This is a genomic window from Streptomyces canarius (assembly GCF_014650735.1).
GTDB classification, from domain to species: domain Bacteria; phylum Actinomycetota; class Actinomycetes; order Streptomycetales; family Streptomycetaceae; genus Streptomyces; species Streptomyces olivaceoviridis.
The window spans coordinates 49,546-72,920 of sequence record NZ_BMVN01000031.1; the positions used below are offsets into that span (position 1 = coordinate 49,546).

The 23,375-nt window shown below is 72.1% G+C and carries 22 protein-coding genes; 9 read left to right on the plus strand and 13 right to left on the minus strand.

Annotated features, from left to right (window positions below; all coding sequences use genetic code 11):
• Positions 1 to 49: 49 nt before the first annotated feature.
• The gene (locus IE294_RS32625) at positions 50 to 379 is read left to right on the plus strand and encodes a MazG-like family protein (protein ID WP_189892084.1); all 330 of its coding nucleotides are present in this window, start codon (positions 50 to 52) and stop codon (positions 377 to 379) included.
• A gap of 94 nt (positions 380 to 473) precedes the next feature.
• On the opposite strand, the gene IE294_RS32630 is transcribed toward IE294_RS32625, so the two are convergent.
• Positions 474 to 1,370, minus strand: coding sequence for a LysR family transcriptional regulator (locus IE294_RS32630; protein ID WP_229917496.1), 897 nt, complete (start codon positions 1,368 to 1,370; stop codon positions 474 to 476).
• Positions 1,371 to 1,509: 139 nt separating this feature from the next.
• On the opposite strand from IE294_RS32630, the gene IE294_RS32635 reads away from it, so the two are divergent.
• Together IE294_RS32635 and IE294_RS32640 are read left to right on the plus strand one after the other, a co-directional pair.
• A complete protein-coding gene (locus IE294_RS32635) occupies positions 1,510 to 2,877 on the plus strand; it encodes an MFS transporter (protein WP_229917497.1) in 1,368 nt (455 codons plus the stop codon).
• Positions 2,878 to 3,008: 131 nt separating this feature from the next.
• Entirely contained in the window at positions 3,009 to 3,569 is a 561-nt protein-coding gene (locus IE294_RS32640; RefSeq protein WP_189892087.1) for a nitroreductase family protein, read from the plus strand.
• Between the two features lie 63 nt (positions 3,570 to 3,632).
• Here the strand turns inward: IE294_RS32640 and IE294_RS32645 are convergent, their stop codons facing one another.
• Positions 3,633 to 4,790 carry a Dyp-type peroxidase gene (locus IE294_RS32645; protein ID WP_189892089.1) on the minus strand — a complete coding sequence of 386 codons (1,158 nt, stop codon included), beginning with the start codon at positions 4,788 to 4,790 and terminating at the stop codon, positions 3,633 to 3,635.
• Between the two features lie 214 nt (positions 4,791 to 5,004).
• Between IE294_RS32645 and IE294_RS32650 the strand changes: the two genes are divergently transcribed.
• Positions 5,005 to 6,216, plus strand: a complete 1,212-nt coding sequence (locus tag IE294_RS32650) for a right-handed parallel beta-helix repeat-containing protein (RefSeq protein WP_189892185.1) — start codon at positions 5,005 to 5,007, stop codon at positions 6,214 to 6,216.
• Between the two features lie 7 nt (positions 6,217 to 6,223).
• On the opposite strand, the gene IE294_RS32655 is transcribed toward IE294_RS32650, so the two are convergent.
• From IE294_RS32655 to IE294_RS32665, 3 genes are all read right to left on the minus strand, one after another.
• Positions 6,224 to 6,904, minus strand: coding sequence for a hypothetical protein (locus tag IE294_RS32655; protein ID WP_189892187.1), 681 nt, complete (start codon positions 6,902 to 6,904; stop codon positions 6,224 to 6,226).
• Positions 6,905 to 7,212: 308 nt separating this feature from the next.
• Positions 7,213 to 9,660, minus strand: coding sequence for an SdrD B-like domain-containing protein (locus IE294_RS32660; protein ID WP_189892091.1), 2,448 nt, complete (start codon positions 9,658 to 9,660; stop codon positions 7,213 to 7,215).
• 677 nt (positions 9,661 to 10,337) lie between these two features.
• A complete protein-coding gene (locus IE294_RS32665; protein ID WP_189892093.1) occupies positions 10,338 to 10,610 on the minus strand; it encodes a hypothetical protein in 273 nt (90 codons plus the stop codon).
• Between the two features lie 212 nt (positions 10,611 to 10,822).
• Here IE294_RS32665 and IE294_RS32670 point away from each other — a divergent pair, with 212 nt between their 5' ends.
• Positions 10,823 to 11,422, plus strand: coding sequence for a DUF6058 family natural product biosynthesis protein (locus IE294_RS32670; protein ID WP_189892094.1), 600 nt, complete (start codon positions 10,823 to 10,825; stop codon positions 11,420 to 11,422).
• 456 nt (positions 11,423 to 11,878) lie between these two features.
• On the opposite strand, the gene IE294_RS32675 is transcribed toward IE294_RS32670, so the two are convergent.
• The gene (locus IE294_RS32675; protein ID WP_189892096.1) at positions 11,879 to 12,493 is read right to left on the minus strand and encodes a ScbR family autoregulator-binding transcription factor; all 615 of its coding nucleotides are present in this window, start codon (positions 12,491 to 12,493) and stop codon (positions 11,879 to 11,881) included.
• A gap of 399 nt (positions 12,494 to 12,892) precedes the next feature.
• Between IE294_RS32675 and IE294_RS32680 the strand changes: the two genes are divergently transcribed.
• Entirely contained in the window at positions 12,893 to 13,603 is a 711-nt protein-coding gene (locus IE294_RS32680) for an HAD family hydrolase (RefSeq protein WP_189892098.1), read from the plus strand.
• Between the two features lie 72 nt (positions 13,604 to 13,675).
• Positions 13,676 to 14,176 carry a peptidylprolyl isomerase gene (locus tag IE294_RS32685; RefSeq protein WP_189818288.1) on the plus strand — a complete coding sequence of 167 codons (501 nt, stop codon included), beginning with the start codon at positions 13,676 to 13,678 and terminating at the stop codon, positions 14,174 to 14,176.
• 104 nt (positions 14,177 to 14,280) lie between these two features.
• On the opposite strand, the gene IE294_RS32690 is transcribed toward IE294_RS32685, so the two are convergent.
• From IE294_RS32690 to IE294_RS32720, 7 genes are all read right to left on the minus strand, one after another.
• Complete coding sequence (locus tag IE294_RS32690) at positions 14,281 to 16,317, minus strand: oxidoreductase (protein WP_189892100.1); 2,037 nt, start codon at positions 16,315 to 16,317, stop codon at positions 14,281 to 14,283.
• Between the two features lie 45 nt (positions 16,318 to 16,362).
• Positions 16,363 to 17,394 carry a Gfo/Idh/MocA family protein gene (locus IE294_RS32695; protein ID WP_189892102.1) on the minus strand — a complete coding sequence of 344 codons (1,032 nt, stop codon included), beginning with the start codon at positions 17,392 to 17,394 and terminating at the stop codon, positions 16,363 to 16,365.
• A 29-nt stretch (positions 17,395 to 17,423) separates the two neighbouring features.
• Positions 17,424 to 18,548: an NAD(P)/FAD-dependent oxidoreductase gene (locus IE294_RS32700; RefSeq protein ID WP_189892104.1), complete on the minus strand. Its 1,125-nt coding sequence runs from the start codon at positions 18,546 to 18,548 to the stop codon at positions 17,424 to 17,426.
• A 257-nt stretch (positions 18,549 to 18,805) separates the two neighbouring features.
• Positions 18,806 to 19,933, minus strand: a complete 1,128-nt coding sequence (locus tag IE294_RS32705; RefSeq protein WP_229917499.1) for a LacI family DNA-binding transcriptional regulator — start codon at positions 19,931 to 19,933, stop codon at positions 18,806 to 18,808.
• Entirely contained in the window at positions 19,933 to 20,703 is a 771-nt protein-coding gene (locus IE294_RS32710; protein WP_306433487.1) for an amino acid ABC transporter ATP-binding protein, read from the minus strand. The genes IE294_RS32705 and IE294_RS32710 overlap by 1 nt, the downstream gene beginning before the upstream one ends.
• Entirely contained in the window at positions 20,700 to 21,449 is a 750-nt protein-coding gene (locus IE294_RS32715) for an amino acid ABC transporter permease (protein ID WP_189892106.1), read from the minus strand. The genes IE294_RS32710 and IE294_RS32715 overlap by 4 nt, the downstream gene beginning before the upstream one ends.
• Positions 21,450 to 21,451: 2 nt before the next feature.
• Positions 21,452 to 22,318 (minus strand): ABC transporter substrate-binding protein, encoded by an 867-nt coding sequence (locus IE294_RS32720; RefSeq protein ID WP_306433488.1) that lies wholly within the window; start codon positions 22,316 to 22,318, stop codon positions 21,452 to 21,454.
• Positions 22,319 to 22,843: 525 nt separating this feature from the next.
• Here IE294_RS32720 and IE294_RS48000 point away from each other — a divergent pair.
• Positions 22,844 to 23,074, plus strand: coding sequence for a hypothetical protein (locus IE294_RS48000; RefSeq protein WP_229917500.1), 231 nt, complete (start codon positions 22,844 to 22,846; stop codon positions 23,072 to 23,074).
• Positions 23,071 to 23,343 carry a protein kinase domain-containing protein gene (locus tag IE294_RS48005; RefSeq protein WP_229917502.1) on the plus strand — a complete coding sequence of 91 codons (273 nt, stop codon included), beginning with the start codon at positions 23,071 to 23,073 and terminating at the stop codon, positions 23,341 to 23,343. The genes IE294_RS48000 and IE294_RS48005 overlap by 4 nt, the downstream gene beginning before the upstream one ends.
• Positions 23,344 to 23,375: the final 32 nt, after the last annotated feature.

The window sequence follows — 23,375 nt, forward strand, 5'->3', positions numbered from 1 at the left end:
GCGCCGGACCCGCCCGCGCCCGACCCACGACACGAGAGGACACCCGTACATGACCCCGGAGCAGTGGGAGACCATCGGCCGCCTGGTCGACTGGCTCGACAGGGAGAACGGCCGCGACGAGCACGAGCGGGCGCTGCGCCTGATCAAGCTCACGGAGGAGGTTGGCGAGGTCGGGCAGGCGTACGTCGGTCTGACCGGGCAGAACCCCCGCAAGGGCGTGACCCACACGTCGGCCGATGTGGCCGACGAGCTGTGCGACGTGATCGTCACCGCCGCCGTGGCGCTGCACAGCTTCAGCCGCGACCCGGCCGCCACGTTCGCCGCGAAGCTGGACGCGATCACCGCCCGCACCTTCGGCCCCCCGTCCACCACGCAGTGACTCCTCCGGCGAGGGGCCCGGCCGGGAGCACTTCCGCCCCCTCCGGGTCCACCCCGAGACCGTCTCCCGGTGGATCACCGCCCCCATGTGCTGTTCAGGGGCGGGCAGCCGCGTAGAGGACGTCGCGCAGTTCGGGCAGGGTCTCGCGGTCCTTGCGCCACACGAGGCGCAGGCTGAGGTCGGGCACGGGGAGGGCCAACTGGACGAGGGTGCCGGTACGGAGGCTGTCGGTGACGGCGAAGCGGGGCAGCAGGGTGACACCGAGGCCGTGTTCGGCCCAGGCGCGCATCACGGGGACACCACCGGCTCGGACGCGTCGGGGACCCGTGCCGAGGAGGTGCTGTCCGGCCAGCCAGAAGGAGCATTCCGGCACGTTGACCAGGAGCCGCTCGCCGTCGAGGTCGGCGGGGGTCAACGCGGGGCGGGTGGCCAGAGCGTGGGTCGGGGCCGCGACGAGGGCCAGGGGCACCGGGTCGAGATCGAGGAAGGCCAGGGGTTCGGCGGGGGCGGGGAAGCCGAGCCCGCCGAGGGCTTCCCCGGCGTCCAGGAGGAGGGCCGCGTCCAGGCGCCCGTCCACGACGTCCGTGAGCAGCCCTTGGCGGGTGCGGTCGGAGCGGACGTCGACCGTGATGTCGGGGCGGCGTTCGGCCAGCCGGGCGAGGACGAGGGGAACGTGGGAGCCCGCGAGGGTCTCCAGGGCGCCGAGCCGTAACCGCAGGCGCTCGCCACGGACATCGTGGACGGCTCGTTCGGCGGTGTCGAGCAGCGTGCGTGCCCAGCCGCGCAGCCGCTCCCCGGCGGGGGTCGGGTCCATGCCTCCGGGACCGCGCGTGAACAAGGAGACGCCGAGGCCGGCTTCGAGGGTGCGGATCTGCTGCGAGACGGAGGAGGGGGCGAGACCGAGGGCGACGGCGGCGTCCGTGACCGTCCGGTGCCGGATCACGGCCTCGAAGGTGACGAGTTGGCGTAGTTCCACGTAGGCGCCCAACACCGCCTGAGCATACGGAAATTCCGAACGCGGCGTGCGGCTGCGCCGGTGGAGCGCCCCGCCCGGTCGGACCGAAGGTGGACGGCGTGACCGATCTCGCTGCTCACCGGAGGCTTCCTCTTCCATGACTGTGGTGAATTCCATGACCGCGGTGCACCCTGGCGCGCCCACGCCGCCCGCGCCGTCCCGGGCGAGGCGCGCGGGCGCGCTGACCGGCGTGTCGCTGGGCTATTTCATGGTGCTGCTCGACACCACCGTGCTGTCCGTCGCCGAACCCGATCTGGCCGCTTCGCTGCATACGTCGATGGCCGGCCTCCAGTGGGCCACCACCGGGTACACCGTGGTGTTCGCGGCCCTGCTGCTGTCGGCGGGGGCGGCGGCCGACCGGTTCGGCGCCGACCGGGTGTTCCGTACCGGCACGGCCCTGTTCGCGCTCGCGTCCCTGCTCAGCTCCCTGGCCCCGGACCTGGGTGCGCTGCTGGTCCTGCGGGCGGTGTCCGGGGCGGCGGCGGCCGCCTGTGTTCCGGCCTCGATGGCACTGATCGCCCGTCTCCACCCGCAGCCCGCGGCACGGGCCCGCGCGATCTCGGTGTGGGCCGCGGTCAGCGGGGCGGCCGTCGCGGCCGGCCCGATCGCCGGCGGCGCCCTGGTGGAGGCGGCCGGATGGCGGGCGGTGTTCCTGGTCAACGTGCCCCTCGGGCTGCTGGTGCTGGCCCTGACCTGGGGACGGGCGGTGCGCTGCCCGCGCGGCGCCCACCGCGTCGACTGGTCGGCCCAGGCCGCGGCCGTCGTGGTGCTGGCGCTGCTCACGGACGTCCTGATCGCCGCCGGCGCGGGCGCATGGATCCACACCGCGTGGTCGGCGGGCGGACTCGGCATCGCGGTGACGGTGTTCGCCCTGCTCGAACGACGCAGCCAGGCCCCGGTGGTGAACCGGACGCTGCTGCGGTCGGCACCGGTACGGGCCGGGCTGATGGCGGGCGCAGTCACCAACTTCGCCCTGTCCGGCGCCCTGTTCGTGCTGCCTCTGCTGCTCCAGCGCGAACGTCACCTGAGCGCCCTGGAGACGGGCCTGGCCTTCCTGCCGCTGACCGTCCCCTTCGCGGCGAATCCGCCACTGACCGGCAGGATCGTCGCCCGCACCGGCCCACGGCCCCCGATCGTGGCCGGCCTGGCACTCCTGACCGCCGGAGGCACGGTCCTGGCCGGCACGGTCTTCGCCGAAGGCGCCTACGGCTGGCTCGCGGCGGGCCTGCTCCTCACCGGCTTCGGTATCTCCTTCATCCTGCCAGCCCTCGTCGCGGCCGTCATCGGCGCCGCCCCGCCCGGTACGGCCGGCTCGGTCGGCGGCCTGCTCAGCGCCGTCCGCCAGATCGGCGCCACCCTCGGTGTCGCCCTCATGGGCGCCGCCGCGACCGCCGGCACGGGATGGGCACTGCTGCTGTCGGGCGGCCTGTGCGCGCTCGCCTGGCCGGTCTTCGCGCTGACACCCGGGGGCACGACCCGGTGATCAGCGGCCACGACGAGCGCGTCACCCCCTCCGCCCCGTTGGTCGTCGGTCCGGCAGCTCGTCCGGCGTGGGCGGTCCCCGCGCTCGCAGCGGCCGGAATACGCACCAGCCGCCGCCGGTTGCAGCGGAACATGCCCCATCCTCAGGAGCCGCCCAGCGGCATCCACCCGCTGCTCGCCGGGCGCTTCAGCCCCTACCGGTTCGACCCGTCCGCGGTTGTCGACGACCACGCGCTCGGGCTGCTGCTGGAAGCCGCGCGGTGGGCACCATCGGCGGGGAACTCCCAGCCGTGGGGCTTCTTCGTCGGCAGGCCGGGTGAGCCGGAGCACGACCGGCTGCTCCCCCACCTCGCGCCGAGCTCGGCCCGCTGGGCGACGGATGCGGGCCTGCTCGTCGTCACGCTGACGCGCCGGCACGTCGATGACACGGGGTTGCTCTACTCGGAGTTCGCGGACCACGACCTCGGTCAGGCCGTCGCCCACATGACTGTGCAGGCCCAGGCCATGGGACTGGCCGCACACCAGTTCCGGGCCTTCGACCTGGAAGGGCTCACCAAGGAACTGGACCCGAACCCGGGCTGGGCGATCGTCTCCATGGTCGCGATCGGCGAGGCGGCCGGCGGACCTCCGCTGGGCCGGGAACGGCGCGGCGTCGCGGACTTGCGCTCCGCCCCCTGGTCACCGGCGGAGTAACAGCCGGGGCGTGGTTCGTTCCGGCCCGCGCCGGTGCCGCCCCGGGCCATGAGCCGACCGCGATCAGCCGAACAGCTGGGAACCGAGCGGGCGTTGCCGGTCGAAGCCGGGGAGGATCAGAAACGTCGCGCTCGCGGTCGTGGTGGTGAAGGACAGCAGCGCGTCGGAGGTTTCCATGTGCGTGAGGGTGGCGGTGAAGGTCCGCAGGTCGTTCTGGAAGCTGATGAAGAGCAGGCCGGGGGCGGGCTGGTCGGTGCTGTAGGAGCGGCGGAGCATGAGGCCGACCCCGACCACGGTGGCGTGCGCCCTGCGCACGTGGGCGTCCGCGGGGACGAGATAGCGCCCGTCCGGTGTCTTGGCCCCGAGTTCCGGGCCCGAGGCAGCGGTGCCGCCGGAGAGGGGGACGCCGCTGGCCCGGCGCCGCCCGAAGACCGCTTCCTGTTCGGCCACGGACAGGGCGGCGAACCGCGTCAGGTCGAGTTCCATACGCCGCAGTACGGCCAGGGTGCCGCCGGCGACCGCGGGCGGCCCGGCCAGCCACAGGTCGCGTTCCTGTTCGGCGGTCGTGTGCGGACCCACGATGCCGTCGATGAAACCGAGCGGGTTGCGTGGCGCGGTGAGGCCGTTGCCGACGGACACGTTCGTCCCGCGGCGTGCGGACTGCCGCCAGCGTTCGCGGACGCGGTCACCGGCGTGGTCCAGGAGCGCGGCGGCGACGACCGGCAGGAGCAGCGGGTCGCCGGCGCAGATCTGGATCAGCAGGTCACCGCCGCGTGCGTGCGGGGCGATCCGCTCGCGGGAGAATCGCGGGAGATCGGCCGCGCCGGGCAGCGAGGCACCGGCCGTGCGCACCAGCCGGGGGCCCACGCCGACGGTCACGGTGAGGTCGCCCGGAGACAGGCCCAGCAGCCGCGGGTCGGTCCCCGCCGTGAGTGCGCGGATGGCCTGGCCGAGTTCGGCCAGCAACGGGCCGGGAGCCGCGGTGTCGTCGACGTCGGCCACCACGGCGAGCAGGTTGGGCTGGGCCTGCCGGGGAAGTGCGATGCCTGCCTGATGGCGGCCCGTCGCCGGAACCGGCATCGGCGTGGCCCCCGGGCCAGGGGCGTGCCGGTCCGGCCGGGCGGAGTCCGATGTGCACCCGGCGGTCAGACCGGCGGCCATCATGGCGCCGGTGACGTCGAGGAACGTGCGGCGTGACGGGTGGTGATCGGCTCGGCGCATGGGGTGCAGAGTGCCACACCTCGGATCGTGCGTGCCGGTCAACCTCATGATTCTGGCGTGGAATTGGGCGTCATGCCAGACTGGGATCATGCCTCGATTAGCTCTTCGCGTGTTGGCGGCGGTAGCGGGCGCGCTGACACTGGTGGCAGGCTGCGGCGGCGATGGCGGATCAAGCAAGGGCCGGCGTCCGGCCGGTGCGCATGTGACGATCCGCGTGCCGGCCGATGCCCCGACGATCTCCGATGCGGTGTCCTTGGCCCGGCCCGGTGACCTGGTGCTGGTCGCGCCGGGCGTGTACCACGAGTCGGTGAAGATCGACACGGAGCGCATCACTCTTCGCGGTCTGTCCCGGGACAAGGTCGTCATCGACGGGCGGTTGCGGCAGCCGAACGGCGTCGTCGTCTCGGCGCCCGGGGTGGCCGTGGAGAACCTGACCGTGAGGAACAACACGCAGAACGGGGTCCTGGTCACCGGTTCGGCGAAGGCCGCCGCCGGTCTGCCGGGGGGAAGCGGCGGCTACGACACCGGCGACGAGCCCGTCACCTTCCTGAAGTCGTTCCTGGTCTCCCACGTGACCGCGACCCGCAACGGTCTGTACGGCATCTACGCGTTCTCCGCCCAGAACGGTGTCATCGAGCACTCGTACGCGTCGGGTGGCGCCGACTCGGGGATCTACGTCGGCCAGTGCAAGCCCTGCAACATCGTGGTGCGGGACAACGTCGCCGAACTCAACGCGGTCGGTTACGAAGGCACCAACGCCAGCGAGCACATGTACGTGGTCGGCAACCGCCTGGTCGGCAACCGGGTCGGAATGACCACCAACTCCGACCACCAGGAGAAACTGCTCCCGCAGAAGGGCTCCGTCATCGCGGGGAACCTGATCGCCGCCAACCAGCAGACGGCCACCCCCGAGCAGGCCGACGGCGGGTGGGGCACCGGCGTCGGCATCGACGGCGGCAGCGACAACCGGTTCATCCGCAACCGCATCGCCGACAACAGCAACGCCGGGCTGGTCATCACCGCGACCGCCGACCTCCCTCCGGTCGGCAACCAGGTCGTGGACAACACGTTCACCGGCAACGGCGTCGACGTCGGCTGGACGTTCCCCACCGCCACGCGGGGACGGGCCAACTGCCTGCGGGGCAACGATCTGCGCACCACCGTGCCCGCCCGGCTAGCGACGACCGCGGCCTGCCCGTCTCCGGCCGGGTCGTCCTCGCCGGCCGGCAGGTGGGCGGCGCCGACGGCGCCCGGTGGCATCCCGTTCACCGAGGTCGCGGCGCCCGCTCCGCAGCCGCAGTTCCCCGGCGCCGCCACCGCGGGCGCCACCGTCGTCCCTCCCGTCCCGGCCCTGCCGAGGACGGAGGGCATCCGGGTGCCGCCGACGTCCCTGCTCGCCGCGAACGCGCGGGTGCGGACGTCCTGAACGGCGGTTACCGGGCCGGGGTGGTCCCGGGGACCGGCTTGACCGGAACGTACGGGTGGGTGTCGAAGTCGATGACCACCGGCTCCGGCTGCGACCCCACGCTGACGCGGACCCGGTACATGGTGCCGTCGGAGCCGATCCAGTAGCGCACGTTGCCCGCCGTACCGGAGCGGTCGGGCGAGGACGGCCCGGTCATGACGTCGGCCCGGTGCCCGTCCACCTGCTCCCGCCCCCACCAGGCGGCGCCGTTCTGCGGCAGCAGTTCGGCGTTGTCCGGCCGGTCGCCGCCGAGACCGAGCGCGATGGACAGGGATGTGTCCAGCGCGCTGCCGGACGCCAGCAGCCCACGGTCGTACCAGCCGGAACGGGGCGGCGACGCGGGTGCGTGCGCCGGGGCGTCCGTCATCGGGCGGACGTGCACCGAGGTGGGCGTCCACTGGATCAGCCCGTCGCTGGACCTGTCGCGCCCGGTGCCGTGCACCACGCCGTACCCCACCTTGTGCCGGTAGTCGACGGACCCGGTGACGGTCAGCCCGCCGGCAGTGCCCGGCACGGTGATGGTCACCGCGCGGCCCTTGGCCTGGTAGTTACGGAATCGCGTGATCGCCAGCCGGCTCGCCTCGTCCGTCGTCAGCGAGCGCGGACCCTCGGCGCCGGAGCCGCCGTCCGCGATCAGGAACGCGGCCACAGCGGCCACGGCGAGGGCCACGACGCCTATGACGGCCGCGCCCCGGCGCGACCGCGGCCATCGGCGCCGGCCGGCCGGCCGGCCCGGTGGGGCGTGCCGGGTCCTCGCGCTCCGCACGCGGTTCGACGCTGACACTCTCCGCTTCATCCTTTCCCTCACCAGCGGTCCGGCCGCCGCGGGCTCGCGGCGGCACTCGGCAGTCCGGTGGCGGACCACGCCAAGGCCGGCCCTCGTGGACCGGCCGAGGCGTGATCTGCCCGTCCGCGCCGTCCGGATCGCGGACGGGCGGATCACTGTGGTGCGGTTGTTCAGTGCTGCCGGGCGCGACGATGCCGGGCCACGAACGCGATGACCACGCCCGCACCCACCAGCAGACCGACGAGGCCGATCATCTCCGCCAGCCCGGACGCACCGGTGTTCGCCATCGAACCCCCGCCCCCACCGGCCGGGGCCGGGTGGTTGGCAGGCGGCGCGGGCGACGGAGGCGTGGAAGCCCCGGGCGGCGTCGGAGTCGGGCTCGAGGTGGACGTCGGCGTCGGAGTGGGAGTCGGCGTCGGGGTCGGGGTCGGCGCCTTCTTCCAGATGTACACCCCGGCGTCGATCGTGTGATCGACCCCGCCCGGCTTCTCCGGCGCCGTGACGGGCGCGTAGCCGTTGCACAACGGTCCGCTGGTCGGCGGGGTCACGTTGGAGTCGTGCGCACGGTCGGCACCGGCCCGCGGGAGCGTGAACCTCAGTCGGTTCGCCGGGGGCTGCTCGGGCACCTGGCTGGTGTCCGCGGTGCACACGTCGAACTGCACCGTGTACTTCGCGCCCGGTGTGAGCTCGTACGCGGCGCCGACACCACCGAAGTAGTACTCGCCGGCGGCATTGGTCTTCGTCGTGGCGACCTGCTTGCCGTCCTTGTCGAGCAGGTTGATCGTCGCCCCCGGCAGCAGCACGTGCCCCGGGTCCTGGATCCCGTTGTGGTCGCCGTCGAACCACACGACGTTGCCGATCTGGATCGGCGCGTTCGCCGCGGCGTACGCGATGTCACCGAGCCCGCCGGCCTTGCCGAACCCGCCTTGCGCCTGGCTGACGAACTGGAAGCCGTTGGCGGTCGGGTTGTTGCCCGGGCCCTCACCGGTCGTGATGTCGTGGTACCCGGTCCCCGAGGTCGCGACGTTGACGACCGGGTCGAACTCCGTGCTGACGACCCACTGCTGCTGCGGGATGTAGGCCACCGACCCCAGCGCGGTCTCCTGGTGTGCGCCTGCGTAGGAGTCGCCCGGGAAGTACTCGACGACACCGGCGGGCTGGCCGCCACTGTTGGCGGGGGTGGCGTGGTTGGGGCAGCTCCCGGTGCCTTCCCACTGGTACTCACCGGTGGGCGTGGCGCAGACCATGGTGATGTCACCACCGGACATGCCGTTCTCCGCCGTGTCGTTCCCCGGGCGGGGGTCCAGACCTCCCCAGCTGAGCACGTCCATGAACCGGTCGCGGAAACCCAGGACCATCGAGCCGTCGCGGCCGAAGGCGAGGGAGGACAGCTCCGGCTGCGGGTCGATGAAGACGCTGCCCGCCTTCCGGTCGTCCCACGTGCCCAGGCTGGTGTTCCACGGGTTCCAGTGGGTGGCCTTGTCGCCGGAACCGAAGACGCTGCCGCGTTCGTACGTGAGCGGGTGGCTCAGTACCGTGGTGAACCGCTTGCCGTCGTAGGTGGAGACGTATGCCTTCAGGTCCGCGCGCTGCTGCGTGCTCTCAGCGCTGCACACGCCGCCCACGTACAGCGTGTTGTTGTGGAACTGGAGACCGAACGGCCGCCAGTCGTCGGAGCTCGCGCACCCCGGGTCCGGGATCGGGACCGTCGACTTGGGCGCCGCGGCGGTGGCCCCCGTCGCGTCGAAGCTCACCAGGCTGCGGGTCCGCAGGTTCACCGCGTACAGCGTGGAGCCGTCCTCCGACAGGGCCAGGCCGCCGATGCTCTCCTTGCCCGGTGCGTCGGTGAACCCGGCGTCCTTGATCATGTTGGCGGTGTCGTGCGCCGTCACCGTGGCGTCCGGTACGTGCGCGAACAGCTGCGGCGCGCCCGAGCCGTTGACCGGCACCGTGTAGATCGCACCTCCGCCCTGCGGCCCGTACGGGGCGTACCGGCGGGCGAACGCGCTCTGGAACAGCCGGGTCCGGTTCGTGTCGTACGCCAACCCGAACGTCGTGCCCACCTGGTCCTGCGTGGCCAGCGTGGCCGGGCACGCCACATCGGTGGGACACGTGCCCCGCACCTTCGTCCCGAACGCCACCAGCGCCCGGTTGTCGGTGCTGTTGGGGCCGCTGTGGACCGGCACGAAGTACCGCGAGTCCGGCAGCGCGTAGTCGGCCGGATCCCACACCCCCGTCACCACGGATGCGTTCTTCCCGTCCGACACGTCCACGAACGACGTGAAGCTGTCGAAGTGGTTCTCGCTCGTCGACGCGGGCGCCGCCCGCAGATAGCCGTTGTACGGCGCCGGGACACTGACGTCGACGCGGTACCGGCCGCCGCTCAGCACGGCCGACGGCGGAACCACGACCTTTCCGGTGGCATCCGTGACGCCGTTGACGACGCGCCCCTCGGGGTCGGAGATCTTGACCTTCATGCCCCGCTGCGGCACGTCCATCGTCGTGTTGATCACGCCGGTGCCGAAGAAGTCGCGCAGCACCTGAACCGTCAGCGTGCCGTCGGCGTCCGAGGCGGAGGCCGGTCCAGCCGTCGCTCCTACGGCGCCGCCCGCCAGCAAAAGAACGGATAACGCTATGCGGGCCGGCGGCTCCGCGAGCCTCCAGGGTAACCGGCGCGAGTCTCTGCCGATTCGGTTCATGGCATCACACTCCACACTTCTCTCGTCGTGGAAACGAAGGGAACGGCACGGAAGAAAAAAATGGCCCACTGCTGTTGCGTGGACCGCTTTGCGGTGATCATATGAGGAATTTGTGGGTGAGTTGTAAGCGCCGTCGGCCAGGAAGAGCGAACGCGCGTTCACGACCTCGGGCGGAACCGCCCCGCGTTGCGTGTCTTTCCAGCTCAATCACGATGCTTTCGCCCCCGCCCCCGACCTCGCCGACCGCCTTCGCGTGCAGCGCGCGATATCCTATCCCCGGAGTCTCGCCGCCACCACCAGAACCCCGGAACCCCTCGCATCCATCGGAACCCGCGATATTTTCCGAGCGCTCGGACAATGGCGACCGGAAGAATGTTCGGCAGCCAAGTGATGGCCGAATCTGGTCCGTTCAGGTCCGCGATGTCCGGATGACGCGTCCGGGACGTGCTCGTCACCCAGGGGCGTTGCGCGGTCGAAAATGGGTCCGGTTCGCTTGCTGCGCGAGGGACATGGCCGATAACTCGTATGCCGCGCCGGCTCAGCGACGATCTCGACGGCGAGGGCGACTTCGGCGCGGTGGACGGAGCCCCGGACGATCACGGGGTGTCGCCGGCCCAGTCGAAGCGGGTCGGGTCGCCGGGGCGCGGGTCGTACATCGCCCGGCCGCCGGCGCCGAACCGCCCCAGCTCGGTGGCCAGTGCGACGCCCGTGCCGACTTCTTCATGCGGCCGGCCGGTGATGTCGAGCAGCAGGCCGTCCAGCGGCCCGCCGACCAGTTCGGCGTAGCACCGGTCCGGCCGCGGGCCCGGATGGTCGTGGTCGGCGCCGTAGACCCGGCGGCGTAGCAACTGCTCCTCATAACGGTCCATCCGTTCAGCCTCGCATCCGCCACTGACAGCGCGGGCTCTCCGGCGTCAACCGCGAGCACATGAGCGCCAGTTGCCGTCGGCCCCTGGCCGAGCCGGCGCGTCCCTGGCGTCTCCGCGGGTCCACGACGGTTCGGTGAGTGCCGAACCGTCCGGCCCGTAGCGTGCGGAGTCCTGTGCGGGAGATGCCCGCGCCGATGACGCCGGAGGCCCCTATGACGGAGACGGACCTGAAGCAGCAGATCGTCGAGCGGTTCCAGGAGGTCAACGGCGACCATCCGATGACCGATGCGGATGACGTGTACGTCAGCGCGCAGTTCATCGCCCTGGAGGACCTGTGCGCGGTCCATGGCCGGGAAGCCGATGCGGTCCGCCGGCTGATGCTGGGGCGGCTTCTGCCGCTTCCGGGGTATCTGCGCTCCGACGGCGCCGAGATGGTGCCGGCCGACCTGTTCGCCCTCGCCGACGAGGCCGGCGGCGTGGACCGGCTCGAAGCGTGGTTCACCGCTCACTGGGCCGACCCGGTCACCGGTGAGGAGGAGTGGGACGCGTATCTCAGCGGACAGTACGTGTGTCTGCACTCGGTGACCCCGGCCGCCATCCAGCGCAAGGATCACCTGACGACCGCGATCGGTGCCGCGGCGAACGAACTGGACGCCGGTTCGGCGCGGTGCCCTGAGCGGCTGCACGCGCTGGTCGACGAACTCGACGCCCTGGTACCGGCGTTCACGGCCTACGACCGTCTCCGGTTCGGCGGACCCACGTCCCGCGACACCTGCGTCGACGCCATGCGCGCCCGCTTCCCGCGCCCGTGACCGGGAAGCGGTCAGGCCGGGAACCGTCTTGCGCCACAGACAGCCCTTGCCGGCCGCTGATGTGGCCGGTTCGGCCAGTTGGCCGACGCCCCGCAGGCGGCGAGCCCGGCGCGTGCTTGTTCGGCACGGGAGGATGCCATCCGCGCCGCCTTGGTGAGGGCGCCGGTGCGCGGGAGCACGGCGAGGATGTCCCGGTGCAGTGGTGCAGGACCGCCGTGGAGGCGCTGGACGCCGACGCCACCCGGTGACGCCGGAGCCGACGGCGCTCGTGAGGGCGAGGGCTTCCGGGAGCGGCCCCGCGCCCGCCGTGGAACTGGACGTCTGGCGCATGAACGCGGCGTACGACAGCCCCGCCGCCCCCGCTGCCCATGACCCGCCCGGCCGGCCGCCCTCGGCGAGGTCGGTGACGGGCACGAGGCCGGGGCGCCGGACTGCCCGCACGGGGAGCGCCGGGTGTCAGCGGCCCGCCGGCGGGTCCTCCGCGCGTGCCGGGTGCGGGCGGAGGGAGGGAAGCGTCAGCTGCCACCAGTCGGTCAGGCGGTCGGTGACGACGGCCGTGCCTTCGAGCGCCTCGGTGAGGGCGCAGAGGCCGAAGAACGCGCGCACCAGGGTCCGGGCCGTGCGGGCGGGGCGGATGTGCGCGTACAGATGGCCGGCGAGCCGGGCCTGCGCGAGCAGTCGTGTGGCGGCGGCGGTCCACAGCGCGAAGGGGTCGGGAAGGGGAGCGTTGATGGTGGCGCGCTCGGCCCACAGGCGGGCGCCGGCACGCGTCACCGGGTCCTCGGCGAGGGCACGGGCGATGTCGTAGCTGAGGGCGACGAGCCGTTCGACCGGGGGCACCGCCTCGTCCGCGTAGCGTGCGGCGAGCTGCGACCAGGTGGCGAACCGGTCCTGGACGACGGCGACGGCGATGCCCTCCTTGCCGGCGTAGTGGAAATAGACGGCGCCGCTGGTCCGGCCCGACCGGGCGCTCATGTCGTTGACGCTGGTGGCCGCGTAACCCTGTTCGGCGAAGAGCTGGGCAGCCGCTTCCAGCAGTGATCTACGGGTTTCCTTCGCCCGTTCCTGCAACGTCCCGTCCGCCCTCGCTCGGTTCTTCCACCGGCCACGAATTTAGTGCGCCAGCGTACGCCTGGCGCAGAATAGGTCACACTCGCGCGGTAATTACGCATTTCTTTCGAAGGGGAACGCGGCCGAGTGGTATGGGGCGCCGCCTCGTGCAGAGTGCCGTACGGCTGGCCGTGTGTGTCAACTGGTGCGTGATGACAGTGGTGTTGACGATGCCGATCGCCGACCGCCCGACGTGGCCGCCGCACGGCCATACGCCCGGATCCCGGTGCCGTCGAGTCACTGAAAAGAGTTATTGCCCGATTTGCCGGGACGGAAATAACGTAGTCGTCACTATCTTTCCGATTCCTGTAGATGGTCGGAAATGTCGTACGTCATGCGTGCGGACACCTAGGAGGCACCGTGAGCACCACGGCCCACGATCTTCTCGACTGGTCGCCCGAAGCCGTCGTCTTCGACTGTGACGGCACCCTGATGGACAGCGAACGCCACTGGCAGGAGGCCCGCAACCGGGCCTTCCGGGAGTTCGGGCTCCAGCCACCGCCCGGGTTCGCCGAGCAGGCCACGGGCCTGTACTACGAGGACTGCGGCCGGCTGATGGCACAGTCGGTGCGCAAGCCGGAACTGGCGGAAGGCCTGACGGCCGCGCTCCTCGACCACTTCCTGGAGCTCGTCACCGACGACCCGGTGACGATGCCGGGCGCGACCCGGCTCGTCCGGCTGCTCTCCGCCCGGCTGCCGCTGGCGGTGGCCAGCAACTGCCCGAGAGTGGTGGTGGAAGGCAGCCTGGGACGGGCCGGGCTGCTCACGCGCTTCCAGCACATCGTCGTCCCCGACACCGGGGACCGCCTGCGGCCCAAGCCGCACCCGGACCTCTACGCCCAGGCGGCCCGGCTCTGCGGTGTCCGCCCGCACCGGGCGCTGGCCGTCGAGGACTCCCTCACCGGTGTGGAAGCGGCCCGCCGCGCCGGACTGCGGGTCCTGGGCGTCGGCCCCCGGCCGCCGGGCGACGGCGCCACCCGGGCCGACTGGTGGTTACCGGCGCTGGACGCCCCCGAACTGCTGGCCTGGGCCGACGCCTGCGACACCCCCGGGGCGGCGCCGGAACCCTAGTCCGGCGGCCGGACCGGCCAGAGGTGGACCCGCGTGTGAGACCGGTGCCCGGCGGAATGTCAGGATAGGGGCATGACGACCAAGGTCTACTTCGATATCACCATCAACGACGAGCCCGCCGGGCGGATCGTCTTCAACCTGTTCGACGACGTGGTTCCGAGGACGGCGGAGAACTTCCGCGCCCTCGCGACCGGCGAGAAGGGCTTCGGTTACGCGGGCTCCTCCTTCCACCGTGTCATCCCCGCCTTCATGCTCCAGGGCGGTGACTTCACCCGGGGCGACGGCACCGGCGGCAAGAGCATCTACGGCGAGAAGTTCGCCGACGAGAACTTCACCCTCAAGCACGACCGGCCGGGCCTGCTGTCCATGGCCAACGCCGGCCCGAACACCAATGGCTCGCAGTTCTTCATCACGACCATCGTGACCGACTGGCTCGACGGCAAGCACGTGGTGTTCGGCGAGGTCGCCGACACCGCGAGCATGGACCTCGTCAAGAGGATCGAGGCGCTCGGCTCCTCCCCCAGCGGCCGTACCTCCGCGAAGATCACCATCGCCGAGTCCGGCCAGCTCTGACCCTTCCGCCCGGGGCTGCCGAGGGTCGCTCGCGCGCGACGTCCTCGGCAGTCCCGGCGGCCCGTCCCCGGGCGCCGGCCGGTACGCCCCGGCGCGATGGGGTCCTACAGGGACCCGCACAGCCGCCGGGCGTCGAGGAGCGCGGCGTGGACGTTGCGGTGGGCCACCGCGTCACCGATGCGGAACAGCTGGTAGGTCCCGCCCTCATGGGTCACCCGGTCCTGTGGCCGGCCCTCGGCCAGCGCGGTCACGTCGGTCTCGCCGAGGTTGCGGGAGCCCGCCCGCAGTTGGTGGTACAGGTCGTCGGCCGGCGTGGTGCCGTGTTCGACGACGACCTGGTCGACCGTCCGCTCGCACACCGCGTCGGTGTAGGCGTTGGCCAGCGTGGCCACCAGTGCGCCACCCTCGCGGCGGACCGCGCGCAGGAGATGGTCCGGGGTCAGCACCGTGCCGTGTGCGTACAGGGCGCGCAGGTAGTCCGGGTAGAGGGTACCGGTCACATCGGCGCCGACCGTGCGGTCGGGGGTGACGAGCTCCACGTGCGCGCCGGCGGTGGCCAGGTGCTCGGCCGCGGTCAGTGCCTGCTCCCCGCCGTGGTCGTCGAAGATCAGTACCCGGTGGCCGGGCCGGGGCCTGCGGCCGAGTACGTCCCAGGTCGAGTCGACCAGTTCCTCCCCGCTCTGGCCCACGGCGGTGTTCGGGAGCCCGCCGGTGGCCACCACCACGACGTCGGGCCGCAGAGCGAGGACGTCGGCGGGCTCCGCGAGGCAGCCGCGTCGGACGGTCACCCCCAGGTGTTCCACCTCCTTGGCCAGCCAGTGGACGATGCCGGCCTTCTCGGCGTGCCGTGGGGTGCGGGCGGCGAGGATCACCTGCCCGCCGAGCCGGTCGGCTGCCTCCAGCAGCGTGACCTGGTGACCGCGTGCCGCGCACACGCGGGCGGCCTCCAGTCCCGCCGGACCGCCGCCGACCACGACCACCCGCTTGCCGACCGGTGCGGGGCCGACCAGCTGCGGGATCACCTCTTCCCGGCCGGTGGCGGGGTTGTGCAGGCAGAAGGTCTCGACGCGGGAGGCGCAGTAGGTGGCGCCGACGCAGGGGCGGATGCGCTCCTCCTGTCCGGCGCGGAGTTTGGCCACGATGTGCGGGTCGGCGATGTGCGCCCGGGTCATGCCGACCATGTCGGCATGACCGCCGTCGAGGGCGTGCCGGGCGGTGGGCAGGTCGGCGATCCGGCCGGCGTGGAAGACCGGAATGCCGCCCGCCGCCTCGCGGATCGCCGCCGCCACCGGGAGGTGGGCGCCCAGCGGCCGGCCGAAGACGGGGATGACGTCGGCCAGTTCGCGGTCGGTGTTGCCGGAGCCGTAGACGACGGACAGGAAGTCGAGCTTGCCGGTGCCGGCCATGGCGGTGGCGATGTCGGCGCAGTCGGCGGCTGTGAGGCCGTCGGCCACGCCCTCGTCGCCGGGGACGCGCATGCCGACGACGAAGTCGTCGCCGACCTGTCTGCGGACCTCTTCGAGCACCATGTGGCCGAAGCGCAGCCGGTTCCGCAGGGTTCCGCCGAACTCGTCCGTGCGGTGGTTGGTGCGCGGCGACCAGAACTGGTCGATCAGGTGGCCGGCCATGGCCGCGATCTCGATGCCGTCCAGGCCGCCCTCGCGCGCCCTTCGTGCGGCCGTGCCGTAGGCCGTGACGATCCGTTCGATGTCGAAGTGCTCGATCTGCTTGGGGAAGCTGCGGTGGGCCCGCTCGCGCACCGGGGACGGGCCGAGGGCGGGCAGCCACTGGTCGATGTCCCACTGGGAGCGGCGGCCCAGGTGGGTGAGCTGGATCATGATGGCGGTCCCGTGCCGGTGCACCCGGCCGGCGATGGAGCGGTAGAACGGCAGGATGGCGTCGTCCCCGGCGTTGATCTGGTCGAAGACGTTGGCGGAGTCCGCCGCGACGTTGCTCGAACCCCCGATGATCGTCAGGGCGATGCCGCCCTTGGCCTTCTCCTCGTGGTACAGCTCGTACCGCAGGCCCGGCACGCCGCCGTCAAGGTAGCCGGACGGCGCGTGCCCGGTGCTGTAGATCCGGTTCTTGAGGATCAGGTTGTTGATCCGCAGGGGTTGCAGGACGGGGTCGTTGACACGCACGGGGCTGGACTCCTTCACCGGATCGATGGGGGAATGGGCGCGGGGTCAGGGCAGGCGTACGGCCTGGCCGGTGCGGGCGCTGGTACGGGCGGCGTCCAGCACGGTGGCGGTCTCCACCGCGTCCCATGGATCGACGGGCACCGCACCGGTGCCGCGGACCGCCGCGGCGAAGGCGGGGTAGAACAGGTCCCACCGGCCGCGGGCGGACGGGACGGGCTCGGCGTGCGCTCCGCACAGCACCTGTCCCCAGTGGTCCTCGGGCTCGGTCCCCCAGCGGTCGCCCTCCGACGCCGGGCGGGCGCCCGCGACCAGCAGCGCCTCCTGCCCGTCCGTCCGGTCGACGACGTAGGTGCCCGAGGTGCCGGTGGCCCGGACGCGCGGGCCCGGGGCACCCTGGCGCCAGCTTCCCCACAGGTGTGACTGCACGCCGTTGTGGTGCGTCAGCGTGATGAAGACGTCGTCGTCGAGGCCGCCTGCGTCGTCGCGGTGGTGCGTCTGCGCGTACACCCGCTGGACGGGCCCGGACAGTACGAGGGCCTGGTCGACCAGATGACTGCCGAAGTCGAGCAGGGTGCCGCCGCCCGCGGCGGGCGGGCCCGGTTCGGGCTCGAAGCGTTCGAACCGTGACTCGAACCGGATCAGCGTGCCCAGCCTCCCGTCGTCGACCAGCTGCCGCAGCGTGCGGAAGTCCGAGTCCCAGCGCCGGTTCTGATAGACCGTCAGCGGAACACCGAGCCGGTCCGCCAGCCGTACCGTCTCCCGCGCCGACTCCGCGTCGAGCGCGAACGGCTTGTCGCAGACCACCGCCAGGCCCAGCTTCAGCGCCTGCCGCGCCAGTGTCACGTGGGTGGCCGCCGGCGTGGAGATCGCGACCGCCTCGGCGCCGGCCCGGGCCAGCTCATCGAGCGAGGCGTACGCCGGCCGGTCCAGGTCGCGGGCGACCTGGGCGCGGCGCTCGGGCGACGTGGTGACCACCCCGAGGAACGCGCAGTCCCGCGCGGAGGCGATCAGCGGCGCATGGAAGTACCGGCCGCCGAAGCCGTAACCGACCAGACCGATGCGTACGGGCGTGGTCATGTGTCGTCCTTCCTGTGGTGGGGCGGTGGTCAGCGGAAGCGGCCGGGCCTGAACGCGGCCAGCAGCGGGCTGCGCTCGCCGGTGGTGATCTCGTCGGCGAGCAGTTCGCCGGCGATGAGGGCGAGGGTCGCGCCGCTGTGCGTGAACGCGACGAACAGGCCCGGGAGCTCGTCGAGTTCGCCGAGGACCGGCTCGCCGTCGCCGGGGATCGGCTTGCGGCCCACGCCGTAGGAGTCCAGCTCCAGCCGCGGACCGCCGGCCAGCACCGCCGTCGCCTCGCGCAGCAACTGCTCGACGGTGGAGTCCTTGACCTCGTAGCTGCCGTCGCCGTGGTCGACCACCTCGGCCGCCGAGGCATCGGAGTCCATCACCAGCGCCCCGCCCGGGGCGGGCCGCAGCGCCACACGCGGGGTGTTCAGCGTGGCGCGCAGGGCCGTGTCGACCGGCTTGGTGCGCACCAGCAGCGCCTGCGGCGTCGCGTCCGGGATCCGGACCCCGTAGGGGCGCACCATGCGCGGTACGTCGGCGCCCGTCGCCAGCAGGACCGCGTCGACGTCGATCCGCTCCCCCGCGCCCGTGCGCACGGCGACCGCCCGGCCGCCTTCGACGACCACGTCGGCGGCGCCGCCACCGGCACGGATCACGCCACCGGCCTCGGTGAACACACCGGCGAGGTGCCGGACGAGCGCGACCAGATCCACCCAGCCCTCACCGGGGTTGAAGATGGCGCCCTCCTCGGGGACCGCGGCCGGGTTCACGCCGGGTGCCCACCGCGGGACCTCGTCCCGGGTCAGCCACACGGCGTCGTAGCCGTTGCGCCGCATGTGCTCGAACGCCGCGCGGTGCGTGTCCTCACCCGGCGCCGCCCAGGTCAATCCGCCGTCGAACCTCAGGAAGTCGGAGGACGGGACGCGGGTGGCGAAGGTTCGGTAGCGGTCGATGCCCAGGACCCGCAGGTGGTGGTAGGCCTCGGAGCGCATTCCGCCGAAGGAGTTGAGCCAGGACAGAGAGCGGCCCGACGCCCCGTCGGCCAGTTCGGACTCGGTGACCAGGACGACCTGTGCTCCGCGGAGGGCGAGCCGCGTCGCGGTCGCCACCCCGATGACACCGCCGCCCAGGACGGCGACGCGGGGGCGGGAAAGGGAAGTACGCATGGAGAAACCTCTCGGTGTTCGGGAGAAGGGCATGGACGAGACGCCCGGGGCGCGGCGCTTGCTCGTGGGTCGGGTGCGGTGCCCCGAAGGTGTTCCGGCCGACGACTCGGGTGCGGTGGATCGGCCGGGGGCGGTACGGGGATCGGCCGGGGGCGGGGTGCGGTGGATCAGCCGGGAGTCGCGGTACGGGGATCGGCCGGGGTCGTAGTGGCTCAGCCGGGAGTCGCGGTACGGGGATCAGCCGGGGTCGGAGTGGCTCAGCCGGAATGCTCGCGCACGCCGTGGCCGTGCTCGGCGGTGCTGGAGCGGACGACCAGTTCGGTCGGCAGCACGATCCGCTCGGCCGGGCGGTCGTCGCCCTTGATCCGCTCGAAGAGGCGCACCGCGGCGGCGCGGCCCATGTCCAGCGGTGACTGGGCCACCACGGTGAGCGGCGGATCGACGAGCGTGGTCCAGTCCAGGTCGTCGAAGCCGACCAGGGAGACGTCCGCGGGGATCGCCAGTCCACGCCGGCGTGCCGCCATGAACAGGCCCTGCGTGGTGACGTTGTCGGTGGCGAAGACGGCCGTGGGCGGCTGCGGCTGCGTCAGCAGGGCCTCCGCCCTCCGCTGGGCCTGTGCCGCGTCGCTGAGCGGCGTGTACTGGATCAGCTCGGCCGAGGAGGTCGCCCGGTGGTCGTCCACGGCCGCCAGGTAGCCCCGGATACGGTCGATGGACGGGCGGGCGGCGCCCCGGACCGTCAGCCGACCGGTGCCGGTCCGCGCCACCAGTTCCGGGCCCTCCGCGGGGTCGACGCACGCGAGCAGACCGACCCGGCGGTGGCCGAGGCCGAGCAGGTGCGCGACCGCCTCGTACGCCGCCGCCTCGTTGTCGATCACCACGCTGTCCGCTTCGAGCGCACCGATGTGCCGGTCGAGCAGGACGATCGGCACGCCCAGTTCCTTCGCCCGCTCCAGGTGGGCGAGGTCGGTGACCGAGGTCGGCGCCACGACGATGCCCTCGACCTGCTTGTCCAGCAGGACGCTGACCGCGGCGCGCTCCACCTCCAGCCGGTCGTCGCTGTTGGCGAGGATGGGCTCGTAGCCCTGTTCGCGGGCCACGTCGCAGAGGCCGCGCATCGCGGTGGCGAAGTAGGGGTTGGAGATGTCGGCGCCGACGAAGCCGATGCTGCGCGTGCCGCCGGAGCGCATGCTGCGCGCCACGGCGTTGGGTGAGTACCCGAGCCGTTCCGCGGCCGCCTGCACCTGCTCGCGCAGGTCGTCCCTGACCCGGCCGTAGTTGCCCAGCGCCCGGCCGGCCGTGGCCACCGAGACACCCGCCTCGCGGGCCACGTCGGCCACCGTCGGACGCCTGCGCCCCGGCGCGGCTCCTGTGCCGGCCGGCATCACAGCACCTGCGACAGGAAGGTCTTCAGCCGCGGCGAGGAGGGCGCGTCGAAGATCTGCTCGGGCGGCCCGGACTCCACCACGACTCCCGCGTCCATGAACACCACCGTATCGGCGACCTTCCGGGCGAACCCCATCTCGTGGGTCACCACGACCATGGTCATGCCGCCCCGGGCCAAGTCTGCCATCAATTGGAGGATGCCTTTGACCAGTTCGGGGTCGAGCGCGCTGGTGACCTCGTCGAAGAGCATCACCTGCGGCTCCATGGCCAGGGCCCGCGCGATGGCGACCCGCTGCTGCTGACCGCCGGACAGCTGGGTCGGACGGTGTCCCGCGCGGTCGGCCAGGCCCACGTCCCGCAACCGCTGCCGGGCGATGGCCTCCGCCTGTTCCTGCGGCATCTTCTTCACGTGCCGCAGCGCGAGCATGACGTTCTGCGCCGCGGTCTTGTGCGGGAACAGGTTGAAGTGCTGGAAGACCATGCCGACCCGCTGGCGCAGCACGTTGATGTCCATCGTCGAGGTGTCCTCGCCGCCCAGCAGGATCCGGCCCGCCGAGCGGGTCTCCAGCCCGTTCAGGCAGCGCAGCAGCGTCGACTTGCCCGAACCGGACGGGCCGATGACGCACACCACCTCGCCGGCCGGGGCGAGGAGGTCCGCGCCGCGCAGGACCTCGACCGGCCCGAACCTCATCCGCACGTCGCGGGCTTCGAGCGAAGTCCCCTCGTAGCGGTGCGAGTGGGAGGGGACCGCCACATCCGGCGTCGTCATACCAGCGCCTCTTTCGGGTCCACGAGGGACGGTTCGTCGGTTGCCGCGGCCGGGCGGGAGCCTTCGCGCAGCCGCCGGTCGATGGAGTTGACCAAGTGGGTCAGCGGGACGGTCAGCAGCAGGTAGCACAGTCCCGTGGCCAGCAGCGGGGAGAGGTTGCCGGTCGTCATCGCGTCGTCCTGACCGATGCGGAACAGCTCCCGCTGGCTGGTGATCAGGCCCAGGAAGTACACCAGGCTGGAGTCCTTGATGATGGCGATGAACTGGTTGACCATGGCCGGCAGGACCCTGCGCACGCCCTGCGGGACCACCACCAGGCGCAGCGCCTGGCCGTGGGTGAGCCCGAGGGCCCGGCACGCCTCCCCCTGCCCCTTGTCCACGCTCTGGATGCCCGAGCGGAAGATCTCGCCGATGTACGCACCCGACATCAGGCTCATCGCCAGGATGGCCACCGGGTACGGCGAGGTCAGCCAGCTGACCTGCGCGGAGAACACCCCTTCGCCGACGATGAGGATGGTCAGGGCCGCGGGCAGACCCCGGAAGAGGTCGGTGTAGATCCGGGCGGGCAGACGCAGCCACCAGCGGTGCGACAGGCCCATGACCGCCAGGACCATGCCGATGACGCTGCCCAGCAGCGCGGAGGCCACCGCGAGGACCAGGGTGTTGCGCAGCCCGTAGGTGAGCAGGTCCGGCAGCACCTGGCCGATCAACTGCCAGTCGAAGAAGTTGTGCAGGAACGCGTTCATGGCTACCCCTTGGGGGTGTAGGGGGGCAGCTGGCTGCCGGTGGGCACCGGGTCCTGCGGGAAGTACTTCTTGTACAGCTTCAGCCAGGTGCCGTCGTCGACCAACTGCTTGAGCGCGCCGTCCAGTTCGCCGGTCAGCTCGGTGTTGCCCTTGCGCACCGCCCAGCCGGCGGGGAAGTCGGTGGCCGGGAGGGTGATGGGCTGCTTCAGGTGCAGGTCCGGGTACTTCTTGACGATGCCGAGGTTGGGCCCGAAGTCATTGAAGAATCCGGCGACCCGGTTGTTCTTCAGCGCCAGGTCGGCGGAGTTGTCGTCGGGGAACCGGACGATGTCCGCGCCCGGCAGGAACGTGCCGGCGTTGGCGTCCTCGATGGACCCCTGCAACACGGCGATGCGCTTGCCCTTCACGCTCGCGACGGAGGAGGTGATCCCGCTGTCCGGCTTGGTCAGGACGCCGAAGTAGCCGGCGAGATAGCCGTCGGAGAAGTCGACCATCTTCTTGCGCGGCGCGGTGATGCCGATCGCCGCGGCGGCCACGTCGAACTGCCGGTTGCTGACCGCCGGCAGCAGCGCCGAGAAGTCCAGGGACACGATCTGCGGCTCCAGCTTGAGCTTGCGCGCGGCTGCCGAGATGAGATCGACCTCGAAGCCGGTCAGCTTGCCGTTCTCCTCGTAGGCGTAGGGCTTCATGTTGTTCGAGGTACCGATCTTCAGTACGCCCGCTCGGCCGACCCCGTGCGCCTGTCCGGCGGAGCCCGCCCCAGCGGACGTCCCCCCGGAACCGCAACCGGTCACCGCGAGCAGCAGCACGGCCACCGCGGCAACCCCTCTCTTCGCTGGACGGGCCTTCCCCATAACTCCTCCATGCATGCCGGGACACTCGCGCGTGTGCTTGAGGTCCGGATCCGACTGACCGACCCGGACGAGAGGACAGGTGGGACAACTGCCGACGAGGCCGAAGCGATGGCACGTGCAGCACGCCCCTCCCCTGCGAGAGAACGTTCTCTCGCTGCGGAGTGAGAGAACGTTCTCACTGGCCGTCGTGAGCGTCAATACCTTCGACCGGAAACCCGGGGACGGGGCGCCGCGACAGCCGCACGCGACCGGTGCCGCGATCACCGAGGGGCGGCTCGCGCGACCACCGCGGGCGGCGGGAAAGGGTTCCGTCGCCGCGGGCCAGTGCCTCGTCGAGACGGAAGCGGTCCCCGATCACCGGCGGAGCCTCCTGTGCCGTGCCCCCTCTCCATCACCGTTGGCTCGTGACCTGGACCCGGACCCGGATCTGGACCTGGACCCGGACCTCGGCATCGACGTCGCGGTCGAGGAGCCCTACCTCCCACCGGCCACCTCACCCAAGGAGCACGCCGACCGCCTCGTCCGCGCCGAGCGGGAGCCATGGAAGCCGCCAGGCCGCGCGACCACCCCCATGTCGTCGCGGTGCACGGCGTGGTCTTCGACGACGACAAACCCTGGATGATCACGCGCCGGGTCACCGGGCGCCCGCTCCTCGAACACCTGGCCAGGCGCGGCCCGTTGTCGGCGGCGGAGGCGACGCGCGCGGCCCGTCATCCGCGCTGCCGGCGCTCCGGGCCTCGCACCGGGAAGAGATCATCCACCGCGACGTGAAGCCCGCGAACGTGATGGTCGCGGACAACGGCGAGTTCCCGCTGACCGACTTCGGCACCGCCATCCACGCCACCGACACCTCGCTCACCACCACCGGCGGATTCATCGGCTCGGGCTCGCTGGAGTACGTCGCCCCGGAGCGCGCGAACGGCGTCGACGACCGTCCGGTCAGCGACCCGTTCTCACTGGGTGCCACCCTCTACCAGGCCGTCGAGGGCGTCTCGCCGTTCCACCGGGACAGCCAGACGCGACGCTCACGGTGGTCCTGATCGAGCAGCCGGACCCGCCCCGGCACGCGGGC

What these genes read in the sequence shown, in the direction of transcription:
- IE294_RS32715 (WP_189892106.1), bottom strand. Translation starts at nt 21,449, where the DNA reads ATGAACGCGTTCCTGCACAACTTCTTCGACTGGCAGTTGATCGGCCAG.
- IE294_RS32710 (WP_306433487.1), bottom strand. Translation starts at nt 20,703, where the DNA reads ATGACGACGCCGGATGTGGCGGTCCCCTCCCACTCGCACCGCTACGAG.
- IE294_RS32670 (WP_189892094.1), top strand. Translation starts at nt 10,823, where the DNA reads ATGACGGAGACGGACCTGAAGCAGCAGATCGTCGAGCGGTTCCAGGAG.
- IE294_RS32720 (WP_306433488.1), bottom strand. Translation starts at nt 22,318, where the DNA reads ATGCATGGAGGAGTTATGGGGAAGGCCCGTCCAGCGAAGAGAGGGGTT.
- IE294_RS32700 (WP_189892104.1), bottom strand. Translation starts at nt 18,548, where the DNA reads ATGCGTACTTCCCTTTCCCGCCCCCGCGTCGCCGTCCTGGGCGGCGGT.
- IE294_RS32665 (WP_189892093.1), bottom strand. Translation starts at nt 10,610, where the DNA reads ATGGACCGTTATGAGGAGCAGTTGCTACGCCGCCGGGTCTACGGCGCC.
- IE294_RS32685 (WP_189818288.1), top strand. Translation starts at nt 13,676, where the DNA reads ATGACGACCAAGGTCTACTTCGATATCACCATCAACGACGAGCCCGCC.
- IE294_RS32695 (WP_189892102.1), bottom strand. Translation starts at nt 17,394, where the DNA reads ATGACCACGCCCGTACGCATCGGTCTGGTCGGTTACGGCTTCGGCGGC.
- IE294_RS48000 (WP_229917500.1), top strand. Translation starts at nt 22,844, where the DNA reads ATGGAAGCCGCCAGGCCGCGCGACCACCCCCATGTCGTCGCGGTGCAC.
- IE294_RS32635 (WP_229917497.1), top strand. Translation starts at nt 1,510, where the DNA reads ATGACCGCGGTGCACCCTGGCGCGCCCACGCCGCCCGCGCCGTCCCGG.
- IE294_RS32625 (WP_189892084.1), top strand. Translation starts at nt 50, where the DNA reads ATGACCCCGGAGCAGTGGGAGACCATCGGCCGCCTGGTCGACTGGCTC.
- IE294_RS32645 (WP_189892089.1), bottom strand. Translation starts at nt 4,790, where the DNA reads ATGCGCCGAGCCGATCACCACCCGTCACGCCGCACGTTCCTCGACGTC.
- IE294_RS32705 (WP_229917499.1), bottom strand. Translation starts at nt 19,933, where the DNA reads ATGCCGGCCGGCACAGGAGCCGCGCCGGGGCGCAGGCGTCCGACGGTG.
- IE294_RS32640 (WP_189892087.1), top strand. Translation starts at nt 3,009, where the DNA reads ATGCCCCATCCTCAGGAGCCGCCCAGCGGCATCCACCCGCTGCTCGCC.